This is a genomic window from Ralstonia sp. A12, assembly GCF_000801955.1.
Classification (GTDB): domain Bacteria; phylum Pseudomonadota; class Gammaproteobacteria; order Burkholderiales; family Burkholderiaceae; genus Ralstonia.
In genome coordinates this window covers 348,394-363,945 of the sequence record NZ_JSZO01000007.1, presented here as the reverse complement: position 1 = coordinate 363,945, position 15,552 = coordinate 348,394, and the positions used below count along the sequence as shown (strand labels likewise).

Genomic DNA, 15,552 nt, shown 5'->3' with positions numbered 1-15,552 from the left:
TCCCTTATTTGCCCGCCAGGAACACGAAGTACGTCAGCAGCCCAACCGTGCCGACAATCATCGCGAACGCATAGTCATAGATGTAACCGGACTGGAGCAGGCGCACGACGCTCGCGAACCAACCCACCAGACGCGCGCTGCCGTTCACGACCACGCCATCGATCACACCCTGATCGCCGCCCTTCCACAGGCCACGGCCAAACTTGACCGCACCATTGGCGAAGACGATCTCGTTGATCTTGTCCATGTAGTACTTGTTGTCCAGCAGCTTGTAGAGACCAGAGAAGCGCTTGGCGATGGCTTCCGGAATATCCGGACGCTTCAGGTAGAAGAACCACGACAGCACCACACCAGCGGTCAACAGGATGAACGGAGCCGACGTGAAGCCGTGCGTCGCCATCTCAACCCAGCCGTGGAAATCTTCGCCCAACACCTTCATGGCTTCGTGGTTCTCGCCGTTGAAGATCACCTGTGCGAACGCGACGCCGTGCTTGAAGAACTCGCCGAACAGCATCGGCTGGATCGCCCATGCACCGATCACCACCGACGGAATCGCCAGCAGCACCAGCGGCAGCGTCACCACCCACGGCGACTCATGCGGCTTCTCGCCTGGCGCCAGACCATGGTGATGGTCGGCGGTCTCTTCTTCGTCGACGTGGTTGCCTTCGTGGTGCGTATGCTCCTTGCCGAAACGCTCTTCGCCGTGGAACACCAGGAAGTACATACGGAACGAGTAGAACGCGGTGACGAACACGCCAGCCAGCACTGCCCAGTAAGCAAACTCAGCGCCCGGCAGGTGCGACTCACGCACGGCCTCGATGATCGAATCCTTCGAGTAGAAACCCGAGAAGAATGGCGTACCGATCAGCGCCAGCGAACCCACCAGTGACGTCAGCCACGTGATCGGCATGTACTTGCGCAGGCCGCCCATGTTGCGCATGTCCTGATCATGGTGCATGCCGATGATGACCGAGCCGGCACCGAGGAACAGCAGCGCCTTGAAGAACGCGTGCGTCATCAGGTGGAACACGGCCACTTGGTAAGCCGAGGCACCCAGCGCAACCGTCATGTAGCCGAGCTGCGACAGCGTCGAGTACGCCACCACACGCTTGATGTCGGTCTGGATGATGCCCAGGAAACCCATGAACAACGCAGTAATGGCACCGATGACCAGCACGAACGACAGCGCAGCGTCCGACAGTTCGAACAGCGGCGACATGCGCGCGACCATGAAGATACCGGCAGTCACCATGGTGGCCGCGTGGATCAGTGCAGAGATCGGGGTCGGGCCTTCCATCGAGTCCGGCAGCCACACGTGCAGCGGGAACTGTGCCGACTTACCCATCGCGCCGATGAACAGACAGATACAGGCGACCGTCAACATGTGCCAGTCGGTACCCGGGAAACCAATGGTCGCCAGATTGTCACGGGCAGCGAACACGTCGGCATAGCTCAGGCTGCCGCTGTAGGCCAGCAGCAGACCGATGCCGAGCACGAAGCCGAAGTCACCCACGCGGTTGACCAGGAACGCCTTCATGTTGGCGTAGATGGCCGTCGGGCGCTTGAACCAGAAACCGATCAGCAGGTACGACACCAAGCCCACTGCTTCCCAGCCGAAGAACAGCTGCAGGAAGTTGTTGCTCATCACGAGCATCAACATCGAGAAGGTGAACAGCGAGATGTATGCGAAGAAACGGTTGTAGCCGTCGTCTTCCTGCATGTAGCCGATGGTGTAGATGTGCACCATCAGCGAGACGAAGGTCACCACGCACATCATCATCGCCGTGAGCGAATCGATGAGGAAGCCGACTTCCATCTTCAGCGAGCCGACCGTCATCCACTCGTAGACGGTGGCGTTGTAGCCGGCGCCATTGATGACGTCGAGCAGCACCGACACCGACAGGATGAAGGCGATTGCCACACCAAGGATGGTGACGCTGTGAGACGTCTTGCGGCCGATCTTCTCGCCGAAGAACTTTGTGCCGAACAGCCCGGCGATCGCTGAGCCGGCCAGCGGCGCAAGCGGAATCGCCAGCAGCAGGTTAGGGTTGAGCGTGGTAGCCATTGGAACGCTTCTTATAGGTGGATGCGGCGGTCAGCCCTTGAGGCTGTCCAGATCGTCGACGTTGATGGTGTCCAGGTTACGGAACAGCACCACCAGGATGGCGAGACCGATCGCGGATTCCGCCGCGGCCACCGTCAGGATGAAAAACACGAACACCTGCCCCGCCAGGTCACCCAGGTAGTGGGAGAACGCGACGAAGTTCATATTGACCGCAAGCAGCATCAGTTCGATCGCCATCAGTAGCACGATGACGTTCTTGCGGTTGAGGAAGATGCCGACGATGCTGATGGCAAACAGCACCGCGCCGAGCACGAGGTAATGGGCAAGGGATAGCGAAGACATATGGATTCTCCCGGGGCTCAGCTCTTGGAATCAGCCGAAGCTGCGCCTGCCGTCTTTTCAGCCGGCATCGAAACCAGGCGCACGCGGTCCTTGCGCTGCACACGGATCTGATCGGCCACTTTCTGGCTCTTGGTGTCCTTACGACGACGAGCCGTCAGTGCCACAGCGGCGACGATCGCCAGCAGCAGCACAATGCCCGCCACTTCGAAGGCGTAGATGTAATCGGTGTAGATCAGCTTGCCGAGCGCCTGCGTATTCGGGCCGTTAAATCCCTTGGGCAATTCCTGCACAGGCTGTACGCGACCCATGAAGGTCTTGGTCAGCACAACGGCCATTTCCAGGATGATGACCACGCCCACGAACGCTGCCAGCGGCACGTAGGTCCAGAAGTCCCGTCGCAGGTGCTCGATGTCGATGTCGATCATCATCACCACAAATAGGAACAGCACCATCACTGCCCCCACGTAGACCAGCACCAGCGTGATAGCGAGGAACTCCGCCTTGAGCAGCATCCAGATCGCCGCTGCGGTGAAGAACGACAGCACGAGGAACAGCGCCGCGTGCACCGGGTTCTTCGCGGTGATGACCTTCAGCGCTGAGAGCACCAGTACCAGCGCGAAAGAGTAGAAGATGATCGTCGTGATTTCCATGATCCTGGCGCGGGCCGTTTTGCGGCACGCGCTTGTCCAAAGCCGCGGCGGCATGATGCCGCCGTAGCTGGTTGGCTCACGAGGAGCCGTTGTCCTTCCGGAATTTCAACTGCCTAAATTGCACCCCCGTCACCACTCGCGCGACGGGCGCGTTGAATCAGCGGTACTTCGCGTCGGCCGCCTTGTTCGCCGCAATTTCCGGCTCGAAACGGTCACCCACGGCCAGCAGCATGTCCTTGGTGAAGTACAGGTCGCCGCGCTTCTCACCGTGGTATTCCAGGATGTGCGTTTCGACGATGGCATCCACCGGGCAAGCCTCTTCGCAGAAGCCGCAGAAAATGCACTTGGTCAGGTCGATGTCGTAGCGCGTGGTGCGGCGGGTGCCGTCATCACGCTGATCCGACTCGATCGTGATGGCCATGGCCGGGCACACGGCTTCGCACAGCTTGCATGCGATGCAGCGTTCTTCCCCGTTCGGATAACGACGCAGCGCGTGCAGCCCGCGGAAGCGCGGCGACAGCGGCGTCTTCTCTTCCGGGAAGAGCACGGTAATCTTGCGCGCAAACAGATAGCGCCCGGTCAACGCCAGCCCCTTGAAGAGTTCCTTCAGGAGCAGGCTGTTAAAGAATTCCTTGATGGCAAGCAACATGGTGCCTTCCTATTGTCCCGTTACTTCCAGATGTTCCACGGCGACACCAGCCAGATGGCAACGATGATCAGCCAACCCACGGTGAGCGGAATAAAGATCTTCCAGCCCAAGCGCATGATCTGGTCATAGCGATAACGCGGGAACGATGCGCGCAGCCAGATGAAGACCGACAGCAGCAGGAAGACCTTGATCAGCAGCCAGAAGAAGCCCGGGATCCAGTTGAACACCGGTGCATCGATCGGCGGCGCCCAACCACCCAGGAACATGGTTGCCGTCATCGCCGAGATGACGATCATGTTGATGTACTCAGCCAGGAAGAACAGCGCGAACGCCATGCCCGAGTACTCGATCATGTGGCCGGCCACGATTTCCGACTCGCCTTCCACCACGTCAAACGGGTGGCGGTTGGTTTCCGCCACGCCAGAGATGAAATACACGCCGAACATCGGCAGCAGCGACAGCCAGTTCCACGACAGGATGTTCACGCCGTGATCCGCAAAGAAACCGCGATTCTGCGAGTTGACGATGTCCGACAGGTTCAGGCTGCCCGTCACCATCAGCACTGTCACCAGCGCGAAGCCCATGGCGATTTCGTACGAAATCATCTGTGCCGAAGCGCGCATCGCACCCAGGAACGCGTACTTGGAGTTCGAGGCCCAGCCGGCCAGGATCACGCCGTACACACCCACCGAGCTGATGGCCATCACGTACAACAGGCCAGCGTTGATGTTCGACACCACGGCTTCCGCCTGGAACGGCACCACCGCCCAGATCGCCACGGCCGGCATCAGCACCATCAGCGGTGCAATGATGTACAGGCCACGACTGACCTGGCTCGGTACCATGACTTCCTTGAGCAGCAGCTTGAGCACATCGGCAATCGGCTGCAGCAGGCCCATCGGGCCCACGCGGTTCGGGCCCAGACGCACGTGCATCCAGCCGATCAGCTTACGCTCCCAAAGAATCAGGTAAGCCACGCACAGCAGCAGCGGCAGGATGATGCAGACCGCACGCACCAGCGTCCAAACCAGCGGCCACCAGCCGCCGAAGGTCGCCGTGCCGAAAGAAGTAATCGACTCGATCATGTTGACCCTTACACCGTAGCCGCCAGCGCGGACGATTCAACCTTTTCAACGCTCACCACGCCAAACATCGCACCCAGCTTGGACGATGCCTCGGTAGCGGCCGGCACGCGGATCACGCCGGATGCCAGCGACTTGTCCAGCACAGCCGGCAACACCACACTGCCCTGCCCTTGCGTCACGCGCACGGCGTCGCCGTTGGCCAGGCCCAGTTGCGCAAACAGATCGGCCGGCAGACCAGCGCGAACCGCAGCACGGGCAGCCGCCGTCAGTTGCAACGAGCCGGCACGGCGCACGATCGGATCGGCATGATAGATGGGCACGTCCGCCAGACGCTCGACACCAGCAGCAGCTGTGGCCGAAGCGGCGGTTTGTGCTGTCGTCACGTTCGACAGGCGATCGGTCACCGGCTTGGCCAGCACATCATTACGCACCACTTCCGAGGTGTCGTAGTCGAAGCCCGACAGGTTCAGCAGGTTGCCCAGCACGCGCAGCACCTTCCAGGCCGGACGCGAGTCGCCCAAGCTACGCACGACACCGCTGAAGCTTTGCGGCAGGCCTTCGCAGTTGACGAAGGTGCCCGAGGTTTCGGTGAACGGCGCGGTCGGCAGCAGCACATCGGCATATTCCAGCGCGGCGCGCGAAGCGAACGGTGCCAGCACGACCACGGTGTCAGCCTGATCCAGCGCGGCACGTGCCTGCGCAGGGTTGGCGGTGTCGAATTCCGGCTCGGCGCCCAGCAGCACGTAGGCGCGGCGCGGTTGTGCCAGCATAGCGGCAGCGTGCAGGCCATTGCCTTGCGGCAGCGCGCCGGCGATATAACCGCCAACCGTGTTGGCAGCTTCCGTCAGGAAACCCAGCGTGGCGCCAGTCTGCTGCGCGACCCACTGGGCCAGCGCATGCAGCGTCGAGAACTGCGGATGCGCCACGGCAGCGTTGCCGAGGAACACCGCGCGGCGCTCACCCGAAGCCAGGCTTTCGGCGATGCGCTTGGCAACGTCACCGGCTTCGATACCGTCAGTACCGGCCGGACGTGCGACGTTCTTGGCAACAGCAACCGCCACGGCCACTTGCGACAGCAGCGACAGCCATTGCGACGGCGCGCCCAGCAGTTGCGTGGCGGGCATCAAGAGGTCTTCACCGCCAGCGCCAATCACATTCAGTTGCGCGCCCTTCTTGCCAGCCTGGCGCAGACGCGCGGCCAGCAGCGGATGATCCTTGCGCAGGAACGCGCCCACCACCAGCGTACGCTGCAGCAGCGACACATCGGCGATCGGCATACCCAGCCACGGAGCACCCGTCGGCTTGACCGAGAAATCGGACTGACGCAGGCGGAAGTCGACGTTGTCGCTGCCGATACCACGCACCAGCTTTTGCAGCAGGAACAGTTCTTCCAGCGTGCTATGCGGGCTGGCCAGTGCACCAATTTGCTCTGCACCGTGGTCGCGCTTGATTTCGTTCAGACCGTTGGCAACGTATTCCAGCGCCGTGGTCCAATCAACAGCCTTCCACTGACCGCCCTGCTTGAGCATCGGCTGGGTCAGGCGGTCGTCGCTGTTCACACCTTCGTACGCGAAGCGATCCTTGTCAGACAGCCAGCATTCGTTGATGGCTTCGTTGTCCAGCGGCAGCACGCGCATCACGCGCTGGTTCTTCGTCTGAACAATCACATTGGCGCCCAGGCCGTCGTGCGGCGACACCGACTTGCGGCGTGCCAACTCCCACGTACGGGCCGAATAGCGGAACGGCTTGCTGGTCAGCGCGCCAACCGGGCACAGGTCGATCATGTTGCCCGACAGTTCCGAGTCAACGGTCTGACCGACGAACGTCGTGATTTCGGAATGCTCACCGCGGTTGAGCATGCCCAGTTCCATCACGCCGGCCACTTCCTGGCCGAAACGGACGCAGCGCGTGCAGTGGATGCAGCGCGTCATCTCTTCCATGGAAATCAGCGGGCCCACGTTCTTGTGGAACACCACACGCTTCTCTTCCTGGTAGCGCGATTCGGACTTGCCGTAACCCACGGCCAGATCCTGCAGCTGACACTCGCCGCCCTGATCGCAGATCGGGCAATCCAGCGGGTGGTTGATCAGCAGGAATTCCATCACGGACTTCTGCGCCTTCACCGCCTTCTCGGAATTGGTGAAGACCTTCATGCCCGCCGTGACCGGCGTGGCGCAGGCCGGCAGTGCCTTGGGCGCTTTCTCGACCTCGACCAGACACATCCGGCAGTTGGCCGCGACCGACAGTTTGCGGTGATAGCAGAAGTGAGGAATGTAGGTGCCCGCCTGGCGAGCCGCTTCCATCACCAGGCTGCCTTCGGCAACCTCGACCTTCTTGCCATCGATTTCGATTTCAACCATGTTCTGCCACGCTTAAATGTAGGTGGGCACCATGCACTGCTTGTGTTCGACGTGATACGCGAACTCATCCCAGTAGTGCTTGAGCATGCCGCGGACCGGCATCGCGGCGGCATCGCCGAGCGCGCAAATGGTCCGGCCCATGATGTTTTCGGCCACGTTGTTGAGCAAGTCCAGGTCTTCCTGGCGGCCCTTGCCGTGTTCGATGCGGTCGACCACACGGTACAGCCAGCCGGTGCCTTCACGGCACGGCGTGCACTGGCCGCACGACTCTTCAAAGTAGAAGTAGGACAGGCGCAGCAGCGACTTCACCATGCAGCGCGTCTCGTCCATCACGATCACGGCGCCCGAGCCCAGCATCGAACCGGCCTTGGCGATCGAATCGTAGTCCATGTCGGAGGCCATCATCAGGTCGGCTGGCACGACAGGCGCCGACGAGCCCCCCGGGATGACCGCCTTGAGCTTCTTGCCACCGCGCATGCCGCCCGCCAGCTCCAAAAGCTTGGAGAACGGTGTACCCAGCGGAATCTCGTAGTTGCCCGGACGCTCCACGTCGCCGGACACCGAGAAGATCTTCGAGCCGCCGTTGTTCGGCTTGCCCATCTTCAGGTAGTTGTCCGGACCGATCGACAGCAGGAACGGCACCGCTGCAAAGGTTTCGGTGTTGTTGATCGTGGTCGGCTTGCCGTACAGGCCAAAGCTGGCCGGGAACGGCGGCTTGAAGCGCGGCTGACCCTTCTTGCCTTCCAGCGATTCGAGCAGCGCGGTTTCTTCGCCGCAGATGTACGCGCCATAACCATGGTGCGCATGCAGCTGGAAGTTGAAACCGGAGCCGAGGATGTTGTCACCCAGGAAGCCCGCAGCACGCGCCTCTTCGAGCGCCTGCTCGAAAATCTTGTACTCGTTCCAGATTTCGCCGTGGATGTAGTTGTAGCCCACGGTGATACCCATCGCGTAGCCGCCGATGGCCATGCCTTCGATCAGCGCGTGCGGGTTGTAGCGAATGATGTCGCGGTCTTTGAACGTGCCCGGCTCGCCTTCGTCCGTGTTGCAGACCAGGTACTTCTGGCCCGGGAACTGGCGCGGCATGAAGCTCCACTTCAGACCGGTCGGGAAACCCGCACCGCCACGACCGCGCAGGCCCGAGGCCTTCACATCAGCGATGACTTGTTCAGGAGTGATCTTTTCCGTCAGGATGCGCTTGAGCTGCTGATAGCCGCCACGTTTGACGTAGTCTTCGAGGTGCCAGTTGTCGCCGTTCAGGCCGGCGAGAATCAACGGCTGGATATGTCGATCGTGCAGGGAGGTCATTTACTTGCCTGCTCCGTTGGTCGCAGCTTTCGCCTGGAGGTCGGCGATCAGCGCGTCGAGCTTCTCATTGCTCATGAAGCTGCACATATTGGTGTTGTTGACGATCATGACCGGTGCGTCACCGCACGCGCCCATGCACTCGCCTTCCTTCAGCGTGAAGTTGCCGTCGGCGGTGGTCTCGTTGAAACCGATGCCCAGCTTCTTCTTCAGGTAGTCGGCAGCGCGCTCACCGCCCGACAGCGCACACGGCAGGTTCGTGCACACCGACAGCTTGAAGCGGCCCACCGGCTTGGTGTCATACATGTTGTAGAACGTCGCCACTTCCTCGACCCACACCGGCGGCATATCGAGATATTCGGCCACGAACTGCATGACCTCGGGCGAGACCCAGCCTTTCTCGCTCTGCGCGACCGCCAGCGCCGCCATCACGGCGGACTGCTTCTGGTCGGCGGGATATTTCGCGACCGCCCGGTCGATTTCCTTGAGAGCTTCTGCTGATAGCATTTTCGTTGCGATTGGTGCGGGACGCGGGGCTCTCACCCCGGCGTGCGTCCTCGTTTCACAGCCGCGCTTGCCAGCGCGTCAAACCGTTGTTTCCTGCGGGTTCGGCGATCGCGGGTTAGCGATCAATTTCGCCGAACACGATGTCTTGCGTACCGATGATCGTCACAGCGTCGGCGATCATGTGGCCACGGGCCATCTCGTCAAGCGCTGCCAAGTGCACGAAGCCCGGTGCGCGGATCTTCAGACGGTACGGCTTGTTCGCGCCGTCCGAGATCGCATAGATACCGAACTCGCCCTTCGGATGCTCGACAGCGGCATACGCCTCGCCTTCGGGCACATGCATGCCTTCTGTGAAGAGCTTGAAGTGGTGAATCAGCTCTTCCATGTTCGTCTTCATCTCGACGCGCGACGGCGGGGCCACCTTGTGGTTATCGGTAATCACCGGACCCGGGTTCTTGCGCAGCCACTCGATGCACTGACGGATGATGCGGTTGCTCTGGCGCATCTCTTCCACGCGCACCAGATAACGGTCGTAGCAATCGCCGTTCACGCCCACCGGAATATCGAAGTCCATGCGGTCGTACACTTCGTACGGCTGCTTCTTGCGCACGTCCCAGGCGATGCCCGAGCCGCGCAGCATGGCGCCGGAGAAGCCCTTGTTGAGCGCACGTTCCGGGCTTACCACGCCGATGCCGACCAGACGCTGCTTCCAGATCCGGTTATCGGTCAACAGCGTTTCGTATTCGTCGACGTACTTCGGGAAACGATTGGTGAAATCTTCGATGAAGTCCAGCAACGAACCCGAACGCGTTTCGTTCAGGGCGGCCAGGGCCTTCTCGTTGCGCACCTTGGATGCCTTGTATTGCGGCATCGTGTCAGGCAGATCGCGGTAGACGCCACCCGGACGGTAGTAGGCCGCGTGCATACGCGCACCCGACACCGCCTCGTACATGTCGAACAGGTCTTCACGCTCGCGGAAGGCGTACAGGAACACAGCCATGGCGCCCACGTCCAGCGCGTGCGAGCCGATCCACATCAGGTGGTTCATGATCCGCGTGATCTCGTCGAACATGACGCGGATGTACTGCGCGCGCAGCGGCACTTCGATGCCCGCCAGGCGCTCGATGGCCATCACGTAGGCGTGTTCGTTGACCATCATCGACACGTAGTCGAGCCGGTCCATGTACGGCACGCTCTGAATCCAGGTCTTCTGCTCGGCGAGCTTTTCGGTCGCGCGGTGCAGCAGGCCAATGTGCGGATCGGCACGTTGAATCACTTCGCCGTCCAGCTCGAGCACCAGGCGCAGCACGCCGTGTGCGGCCGGGTGCTGCGGGCCGAAGTTCAGGGTGTAGTTCTTAATATCTGCCATGATCGGGCGCCCTTCAGTGCTTCAGACCACCGTATTGATCCTCGCGGATCACACGCGGCGTAATCTCGCGCGGCTCGATGGTCACCGGCTGGTAGACCACGCGACGCTGCACCGGGTCATAACGCATTTCAACGTAGCCCGAGACGGGGAAATCTTTGCGGAACGGGTGGCCGATGAAGCCGTAGTCAGTCAGGATACGGCGCAGGTCCGGGTGGCCCTCGAACACCAGACCGTACAGGTCGAACGCTTCGCGCTCGAACCAGTCGGCGGAACTCCAGAGAGTAGTGACGGAGGGTACGACCGGGAAGTCATCTTCCGGCGCGAACACACGCACGCGCACGCGCCAATTGTTCGTGATCGACAACAGATGCGACACGGCCGAAAAACGCGGGCCATTCCAGGCACCGTCGCCGTAGTCGGCGTAGTCGACACCGCACAGATCCATCAACTGCTCGAACTTGAGCGAGGCGTCATCGCGCAGCGTGCGCATGGCCTCAAGATAGTCAGCGGCCTTCACCACGAGGGTAAGTTCACCAACTGATTCGGTCAGGCTTTGAATACGATCGCCCAGCGCCTTTTCCAGCGCGGCCTTCAGGGTGGCAAGCTTTTCGGTCATGTCAGCCCTTGCGCGCGATGGTGTTGGTGCGACGGATCTTGGCCTGCAACTGGATGACGCCGTAGATCAGCGCTTCAGCGGTCGGCGGGCAACCCGGCACATACACGTCGACCGGCACGATGCGGTCGCAACCACGCACGACGGAATACGAGTAGTGGTAGTAGCCGCCGCCATTGGCACACGAGCCCATCGAGATGACCCAGCGTGGCTCGGCCATCTGGTCGTACACCTTGCGCAGAGCGGGTGCCATCTTGTTGCAGAGCGTGCCGGCCACGATCATCACGTCGGACTGACGCGGTGACGGGCGGAACACCACACCGAAGCGGTCCAGGTCATAACGCGATGCACCAGCATGCATCATCTCCACAGCACAGCAGGCCAGGCCGAACGTCATCGGCCAAAGCGACCCGGTACGGGTCCAGTTGATCAGCTTGTCAGCGGTGGTCGTGACAAAGCCTTCGTTGAGTACGCCTTCGATCGCCATTTCACATCACTCCCAATCGAGCGCGCCTTTTTTCCAGATGTAGACGAAGCCCACGAGAAACTCGAGAAGAAACACACCCATCGCGAAGAACCCCGGCCAGCCGATCTCACGCAGCGCCACGCCCCACGGGAAGAGGAACGCGGTCTCCAGATCGAACAGGATGAACAGGATGGCGATGAGGTAATAGCGCACGTCGAACTTCATGCGCGCGTCTTCGAAGGCTTCGAAGCCGCACTCGTACGGCGAGAGCTTTTGAGGATCGGGATTGTTCGGACCGAGAATTCGGCCGATGGTCATCAGTGCAAGGCCAAGACCAACACCGACGACGATGAACAACAATACGGGGAAATAGGCTTCGAGGTTCAAGGGACGCCCGCCTTTTTGAATGGTTGCAACAGCACTGCCCGCAGGCGGCGCCTTGTCGCCCCATCGAAGGCGCCGGGTCCGCAGCCTCACGACGCCTCAACTGAACGTCGTCTTGCGGATGGAGCCCGAACGGAACATCCCTAAGCGGAACATCCCATTAGCCAGACCCCGAATTTGATTGGTGCCGACGGCGAGACTCGAACTCGCACAGCTTTCGCCACTACCCCCTCAAGATAGCGTGTCTACCAATTTCACCACGTCGGCTGGGGGAAGAAACTCTATCAGGAACCCAGATCGGGCTTAGCGCCTTCGCTGTTTTCCGCATTGTTTCAAGCCTCACATTCTACCGCAAAGCGAAGCTTTTGTTCAATGCACAAACAAAAATCTTATGCATCGCGGCGCACCGAAAAAACCAATAGCGCGCCCGCGACCGTTACAGCAAATTACTTGGGCACGGCCGGCGCGGAGGCTGCAGCCGGAGCCGATGCCGCAGGCGCCGAAGCTGCCGGCACAGCCGGCGCCACCGAACCCATCACGCCTGCCGATACACTGCCCTTGTTGGTACCGATCAGCGTTAGCGCCAGCGTGGCTACAAAGAACACGCTAGCCAGCACAGCCGTCGTACGCGACAGGAAGTTGGCCGAACCGGTCGCGCCAAACAGGCTGCCCGACGCGCCCGAACCGAAAGCAGCGCCCACGTCAGCGCCCTTGCCGTGCTGCAGCAGCACCAAGCCAATCACACCAAGCGCGCTCAGGATTTGCGCTACCAGCAGCAGAGTCTTCAGAATTGCCATTTCGTATCTCTCAATAATATGTTGCAGTCGCACATGCGCCGCATGTTGCAATCTTGATCAATCGCTCAAGCGCGGCCGATCGCCAGGAAATCTTCGGCCTTCAGCGATGCGCCGCCGATCAGGCCGCCATCGATATCCGCCATCGCAAACAATTCGCCAGCGTTGTCCGGCTTGACGCTACCGCCGTACAGAACCGGCAGACGCTGCGCCACACCTGCATCACGGGCGGCGACGCGCGCGCGCAGGAATGCATGCACAGCCTGCGCTTGCTCGCTTGTCGCGGTCTTGCCAGTACCGATCGCCCAGACCGGCTCGTAAGCCACGACGATATTGCCCAGTTGCTCGACCGACAACGCTTCCAGCACCGCATCCAGTTGGCGACCGACCACTTGCTCGGTTTCATCGGCTTCACGCTGCGCCAGCGTTTCACCCACGCAGACGATCGGGGTAATGCCGTGCTCCAGCGCGCGCAGTGCCTTGGCCGCCACTTGCGCATCGATTTCACCGTGGTACGTACGACGCTCGGAGTGACCGACGATCGCGTAGCCGCAGCCAAATTCCGACAGCATCGACGCCGCTACTTCGCCGGTGAAAGCACCGCGCGCTTCGGCCGACACATCCTGTGCACCCCAACCCACTGCGGAACCAGCTAGCAGCGACTGGCACTGAGCCAGATATGGGAACGGTGCGCACACCGCCAGCGTGGCGCTGGTCTTGCCCGCGGCCTTGATCTGCTCAAGCAGCGCGGCGTTGGTGTTCAGGCTGCCATGCAGCTTCCAGTTGCCTACCACCAGCTTCGGTCTTGCGTTCACGTTCTTGTTCCGCCCGGTCGACTGTCAAATAAACCCGGCATTCTACCGTGGCAGCAAAAACAGGGTCAATTTTGACGTCTTGAACTCAATCCCAAACCAACATGATCTTGCCGATGTGGGCGCTGGATTCCATCAACGCATGCGCCTGCGCTGCCTGCGCCGCCGGCATGACCTCGTGGATGACAGGCTTGATGCGGCCCGAGGCCAACAGCGGCCACACATGCTCGTAAAGGTTAGCGGCAATTGCCGCTTTGAAGGCCACCGGACGCGGACGCAACGTCGAGCCCGTCAGCGTAATGCGTCGGCGCAGAATGTCGCCCAGCGGCACTTCGGCCTTGGCGCCGCCCAACAGCGCGATCAACACGATGCGGCCGTCGTCAGCCGTGCAGGCAATCTCGCGCGCGACGTAGCTGCCGCCAACCATGTCGAGCACCACGTCGGCGCCGCGGCCGGTTTCGGCCTTGACGATCTCTGCAAAGTCTTCCGTTTTGTAGTTGATGGCGCGCGTGGCACCCAACTCGACGCATGCGGCGCACTTGTCGGTGCTGCCAGCTGTGGCGAACACGCGGTAGCCGAGTGCCGCTGCCATCTGAATGGCCGTCGTGCCGATGCCGCTGGAGCCGCCCTGCACGAGCAGCGTCTCGTCCTTGCCATGCGCGCCCCGCCCCAGCAAACCGCGATCGAACACATTCGACCACACCGTGAAGTAGTTTTCGGGCAGCGCTGCCGCCTCGACATCGGACAAGCCTGCCGGCACCGGCAGCACCTGGCCAATTGGCGCTACGCAGAACTCCGCATAGCCACCGCCTTGCACCAACGCACACACACGGTCGCCCGCCTTCAGGCCGTAGCGATTATCGGCATGCGACAGATCACCACTCACGATTTCGCCCGCCACTTCCAGCCCAGGAATGTCAGACGCACCCGGCGGCACCGGATAGTTGCCCGTGCGCTGGAACACGTCGGGCCGATTCACGCCGGCTGCGCGCACGCGGATCAACACTTCGCCCGCCTTCGGCTCGGGCATCGGGCGCTCGCCGAGCTTCAGGACTTCAGGGCCGCCGTACTGGGTGATTTCAATCGCTTTCATGGGAATCTGATCGGTGAGAGTTACGACGCGGTGCGCTTGGGCTCGACAAAGTGCTGCGGGATGCCGCGCGATGTCTCGCGCAGGATTTCCTGCTTACCGTGAACGATGGCGTCGGCGATTTTGCCAATATGCAATTTGAGCCACATCTCGGTCGGTGAACCGGCGCGATAGTCCGCGGGCCCAAGCATGTCGACGCGGTCGTCGGCACGCAAATTGTCGGCCTGCTCGAACGAGCGCGGGCTCTCGGGGTTGTAAACCGCATACGTGCGGCCACCACCTTTGCGCGCAACGGAGAAGGCCGGAATATCGCTCGGACCATCCGCCACGTAGATCATGTTGGCGAACGGCACGCGACGCTCATCCTCGGCAATCGACGAGTTTACGTTCACAGCTTCCGGGTGCTTGTTGACGCCCTTGTTGATCTCGAACAGCGCGCGCGTCTTGGTGGTGTTGTCGATGGCGTAGATGACTTCGGAGACGACCGGGCGACCGTTCGCATCAGGCGCTTCCAGAAATTCGCAGCCCCACACGCCGTCGATATACGGGGCGATGGGCGAACCCTTGATCATCTCGGTCAGGCCAGTACTGACGATGTAGTGCTCGAGCTTGATGTCGAAGGCCTGATACGCGCCGTTGTCGCGCACCCAGGCTTTGCTACGCCCGAAGAAATCGGTTACACCGGGGAAGAATTCGAGCTGTTCGCCAAGCGTGCGCAACGTGGTGTTATCGAGTCCGGCCATGCGGCCATCGCGCACGTGGCGCAGCAGCACGTTGAGGTAGAACGTCTCGTGGTTGACCTTCTGGCCGCGCGATTCGATTTCGCGGGAGCCCGCAGCCACCTCATCCCAGAAACCCTGCTCAACGATGCCATAGCGCTCAAACAGCGGCACTTGCATGTAGCGCGGGATCAGCGTCTTGTCGAAATCCCAGACAACTGCGATGCGGTTTTGCTCGAACAGACGGCTCATGATTGGTCGCGGAAGGAGAACTCGCGACGCAGTGTAAACAAAAAAACGGCTGGACGATGTCCAGCCGTTTTTGGATAGCGAGAGACCGCG

Annotated in this window: 16 protein-coding genes and 1 tRNA gene; all 17 read right to left on the bottom strand. The window is 61.3% G+C overall.

The window, feature by feature from the left end; translation table 11 throughout:
• Positions 1–4: 4 nt before the first annotated feature.
• Positions 5–2,065, bottom strand: a complete 2,061-nt coding sequence (gene nuoL / locus PI87_RS11795) for an NADH-quinone oxidoreductase subunit L (RefSeq protein ID WP_039597869.1) — start codon at positions 2,063–2,065, stop codon at positions 5–7.
• 30 nt (positions 2,066–2,095) lie between these two features.
• Positions 2,096–2,407, bottom strand: coding sequence for an NADH-quinone oxidoreductase subunit NuoK (gene nuoK, locus PI87_RS11790; RefSeq protein WP_021194982.1), 312 nt, complete (start codon positions 2,405–2,407; stop codon positions 2,096–2,098).
• A gap of 17 nt (positions 2,408–2,424) precedes the next feature.
• A complete protein-coding gene (locus PI87_RS11785) occupies positions 2,425–3,057 on the bottom strand; it encodes an NADH-quinone oxidoreductase subunit J (RefSeq protein ID WP_039597868.1) in 633 nt (210 codons plus the stop codon).
• 157 nt (positions 3,058–3,214) lie between these two features.
• Positions 3,215–3,703, bottom strand: a complete 489-nt coding sequence (nuoI, locus tag PI87_RS11780; protein ID WP_198139547.1) for an NADH-quinone oxidoreductase subunit NuoI — start codon at positions 3,701–3,703, stop codon at positions 3,215–3,217.
• Between the two features lie 23 nt (positions 3,704–3,726).
• On the bottom strand, positions 3,727–4,791 hold the full coding sequence (gene nuoH, locus PI87_RS11775) for an NADH-quinone oxidoreductase subunit NuoH (protein ID WP_039597866.1): 1,065 nt from the start codon (positions 4,789–4,791) through the stop codon (positions 3,727–3,729).
• 8 nt (positions 4,792–4,799) lie between these two features.
• Positions 4,800–7,151, bottom strand: a complete 2,352-nt coding sequence (nuoG, locus tag PI87_RS11770) for an NADH-quinone oxidoreductase subunit NuoG (RefSeq protein ID WP_039597865.1) — start codon at positions 7,149–7,151, stop codon at positions 4,800–4,802.
• A 12-nt stretch (positions 7,152–7,163) separates the two neighbouring features.
• Positions 7,164–8,459, bottom strand: coding sequence for an NADH-quinone oxidoreductase subunit NuoF (gene nuoF / locus PI87_RS11765; protein WP_021194986.1), 1,296 nt, complete (start codon positions 8,457–8,459; stop codon positions 7,164–7,166).
• Complete coding sequence (gene nuoE / locus PI87_RS11760) at positions 8,460–8,963, bottom strand: NADH-quinone oxidoreductase subunit NuoE (protein ID WP_039597864.1); 504 nt, start codon at positions 8,961–8,963, stop codon at positions 8,460–8,462.
• A 115-nt stretch (positions 8,964–9,078) separates the two neighbouring features.
• Complete coding sequence (locus PI87_RS11755; RefSeq protein ID WP_039597863.1) at positions 9,079–10,332, bottom strand: NADH-quinone oxidoreductase subunit D; 1,254 nt, start codon at positions 10,330–10,332, stop codon at positions 9,079–9,081.
• Between the two features lie 13 nt (positions 10,333–10,345).
• Complete coding sequence (locus tag PI87_RS11750) at positions 10,346–10,948, bottom strand: NADH-quinone oxidoreductase subunit C (RefSeq protein ID WP_039597862.1); 603 nt, start codon at positions 10,946–10,948, stop codon at positions 10,346–10,348.
• Between the two features lies 1 nt (position 10,949).
• On the bottom strand, positions 10,950–11,432 hold the full coding sequence (locus PI87_RS11745; RefSeq protein WP_003272835.1) for a NuoB/complex I 20 kDa subunit family protein: 483 nt from the start codon (positions 11,430–11,432) through the stop codon (positions 10,950–10,952).
• Positions 11,433–11,438: 6 nt separating this feature from the next.
• Complete coding sequence (locus PI87_RS11740) at positions 11,439–11,798, bottom strand: NADH-quinone oxidoreductase subunit A (protein WP_021194990.1); 360 nt, start codon at positions 11,796–11,798, stop codon at positions 11,439–11,441.
• A gap of 179 nt (positions 11,799–11,977) precedes the next feature.
• Positions 11,978–12,062: transfer RNA gene (locus PI87_RS11735), tRNA-Leu, on the bottom strand.
• A 179-nt stretch (positions 12,063–12,241) separates the two neighbouring features.
• Complete coding sequence (secG, locus tag PI87_RS11730) at positions 12,242–12,592, bottom strand: preprotein translocase subunit SecG (RefSeq protein WP_039597861.1); 351 nt, start codon at positions 12,590–12,592, stop codon at positions 12,242–12,244.
• Between the two features lie 65 nt (positions 12,593–12,657).
• On the bottom strand, positions 12,658–13,404 hold the full coding sequence (gene tpiA, locus PI87_RS11725; protein ID WP_039597860.1) for a triose-phosphate isomerase: 747 nt from the start codon (positions 13,402–13,404) through the stop codon (positions 12,658–12,660).
• 85 nt (positions 13,405–13,489) lie between these two features.
• Entirely contained in the window at positions 13,490–14,494 is a 1,005-nt protein-coding gene (locus PI87_RS11720) for an NAD(P)H-quinone oxidoreductase (RefSeq protein ID WP_039597859.1), read from the bottom strand.
• Between the two features lie 20 nt (positions 14,495–14,514).
• Complete coding sequence (locus PI87_RS11715; RefSeq protein WP_039597858.1) at positions 14,515–15,462, bottom strand: HAD family hydrolase; 948 nt, start codon at positions 15,460–15,462, stop codon at positions 14,515–14,517.
• Positions 15,463–15,552 lie beyond the last annotated feature (90 nt).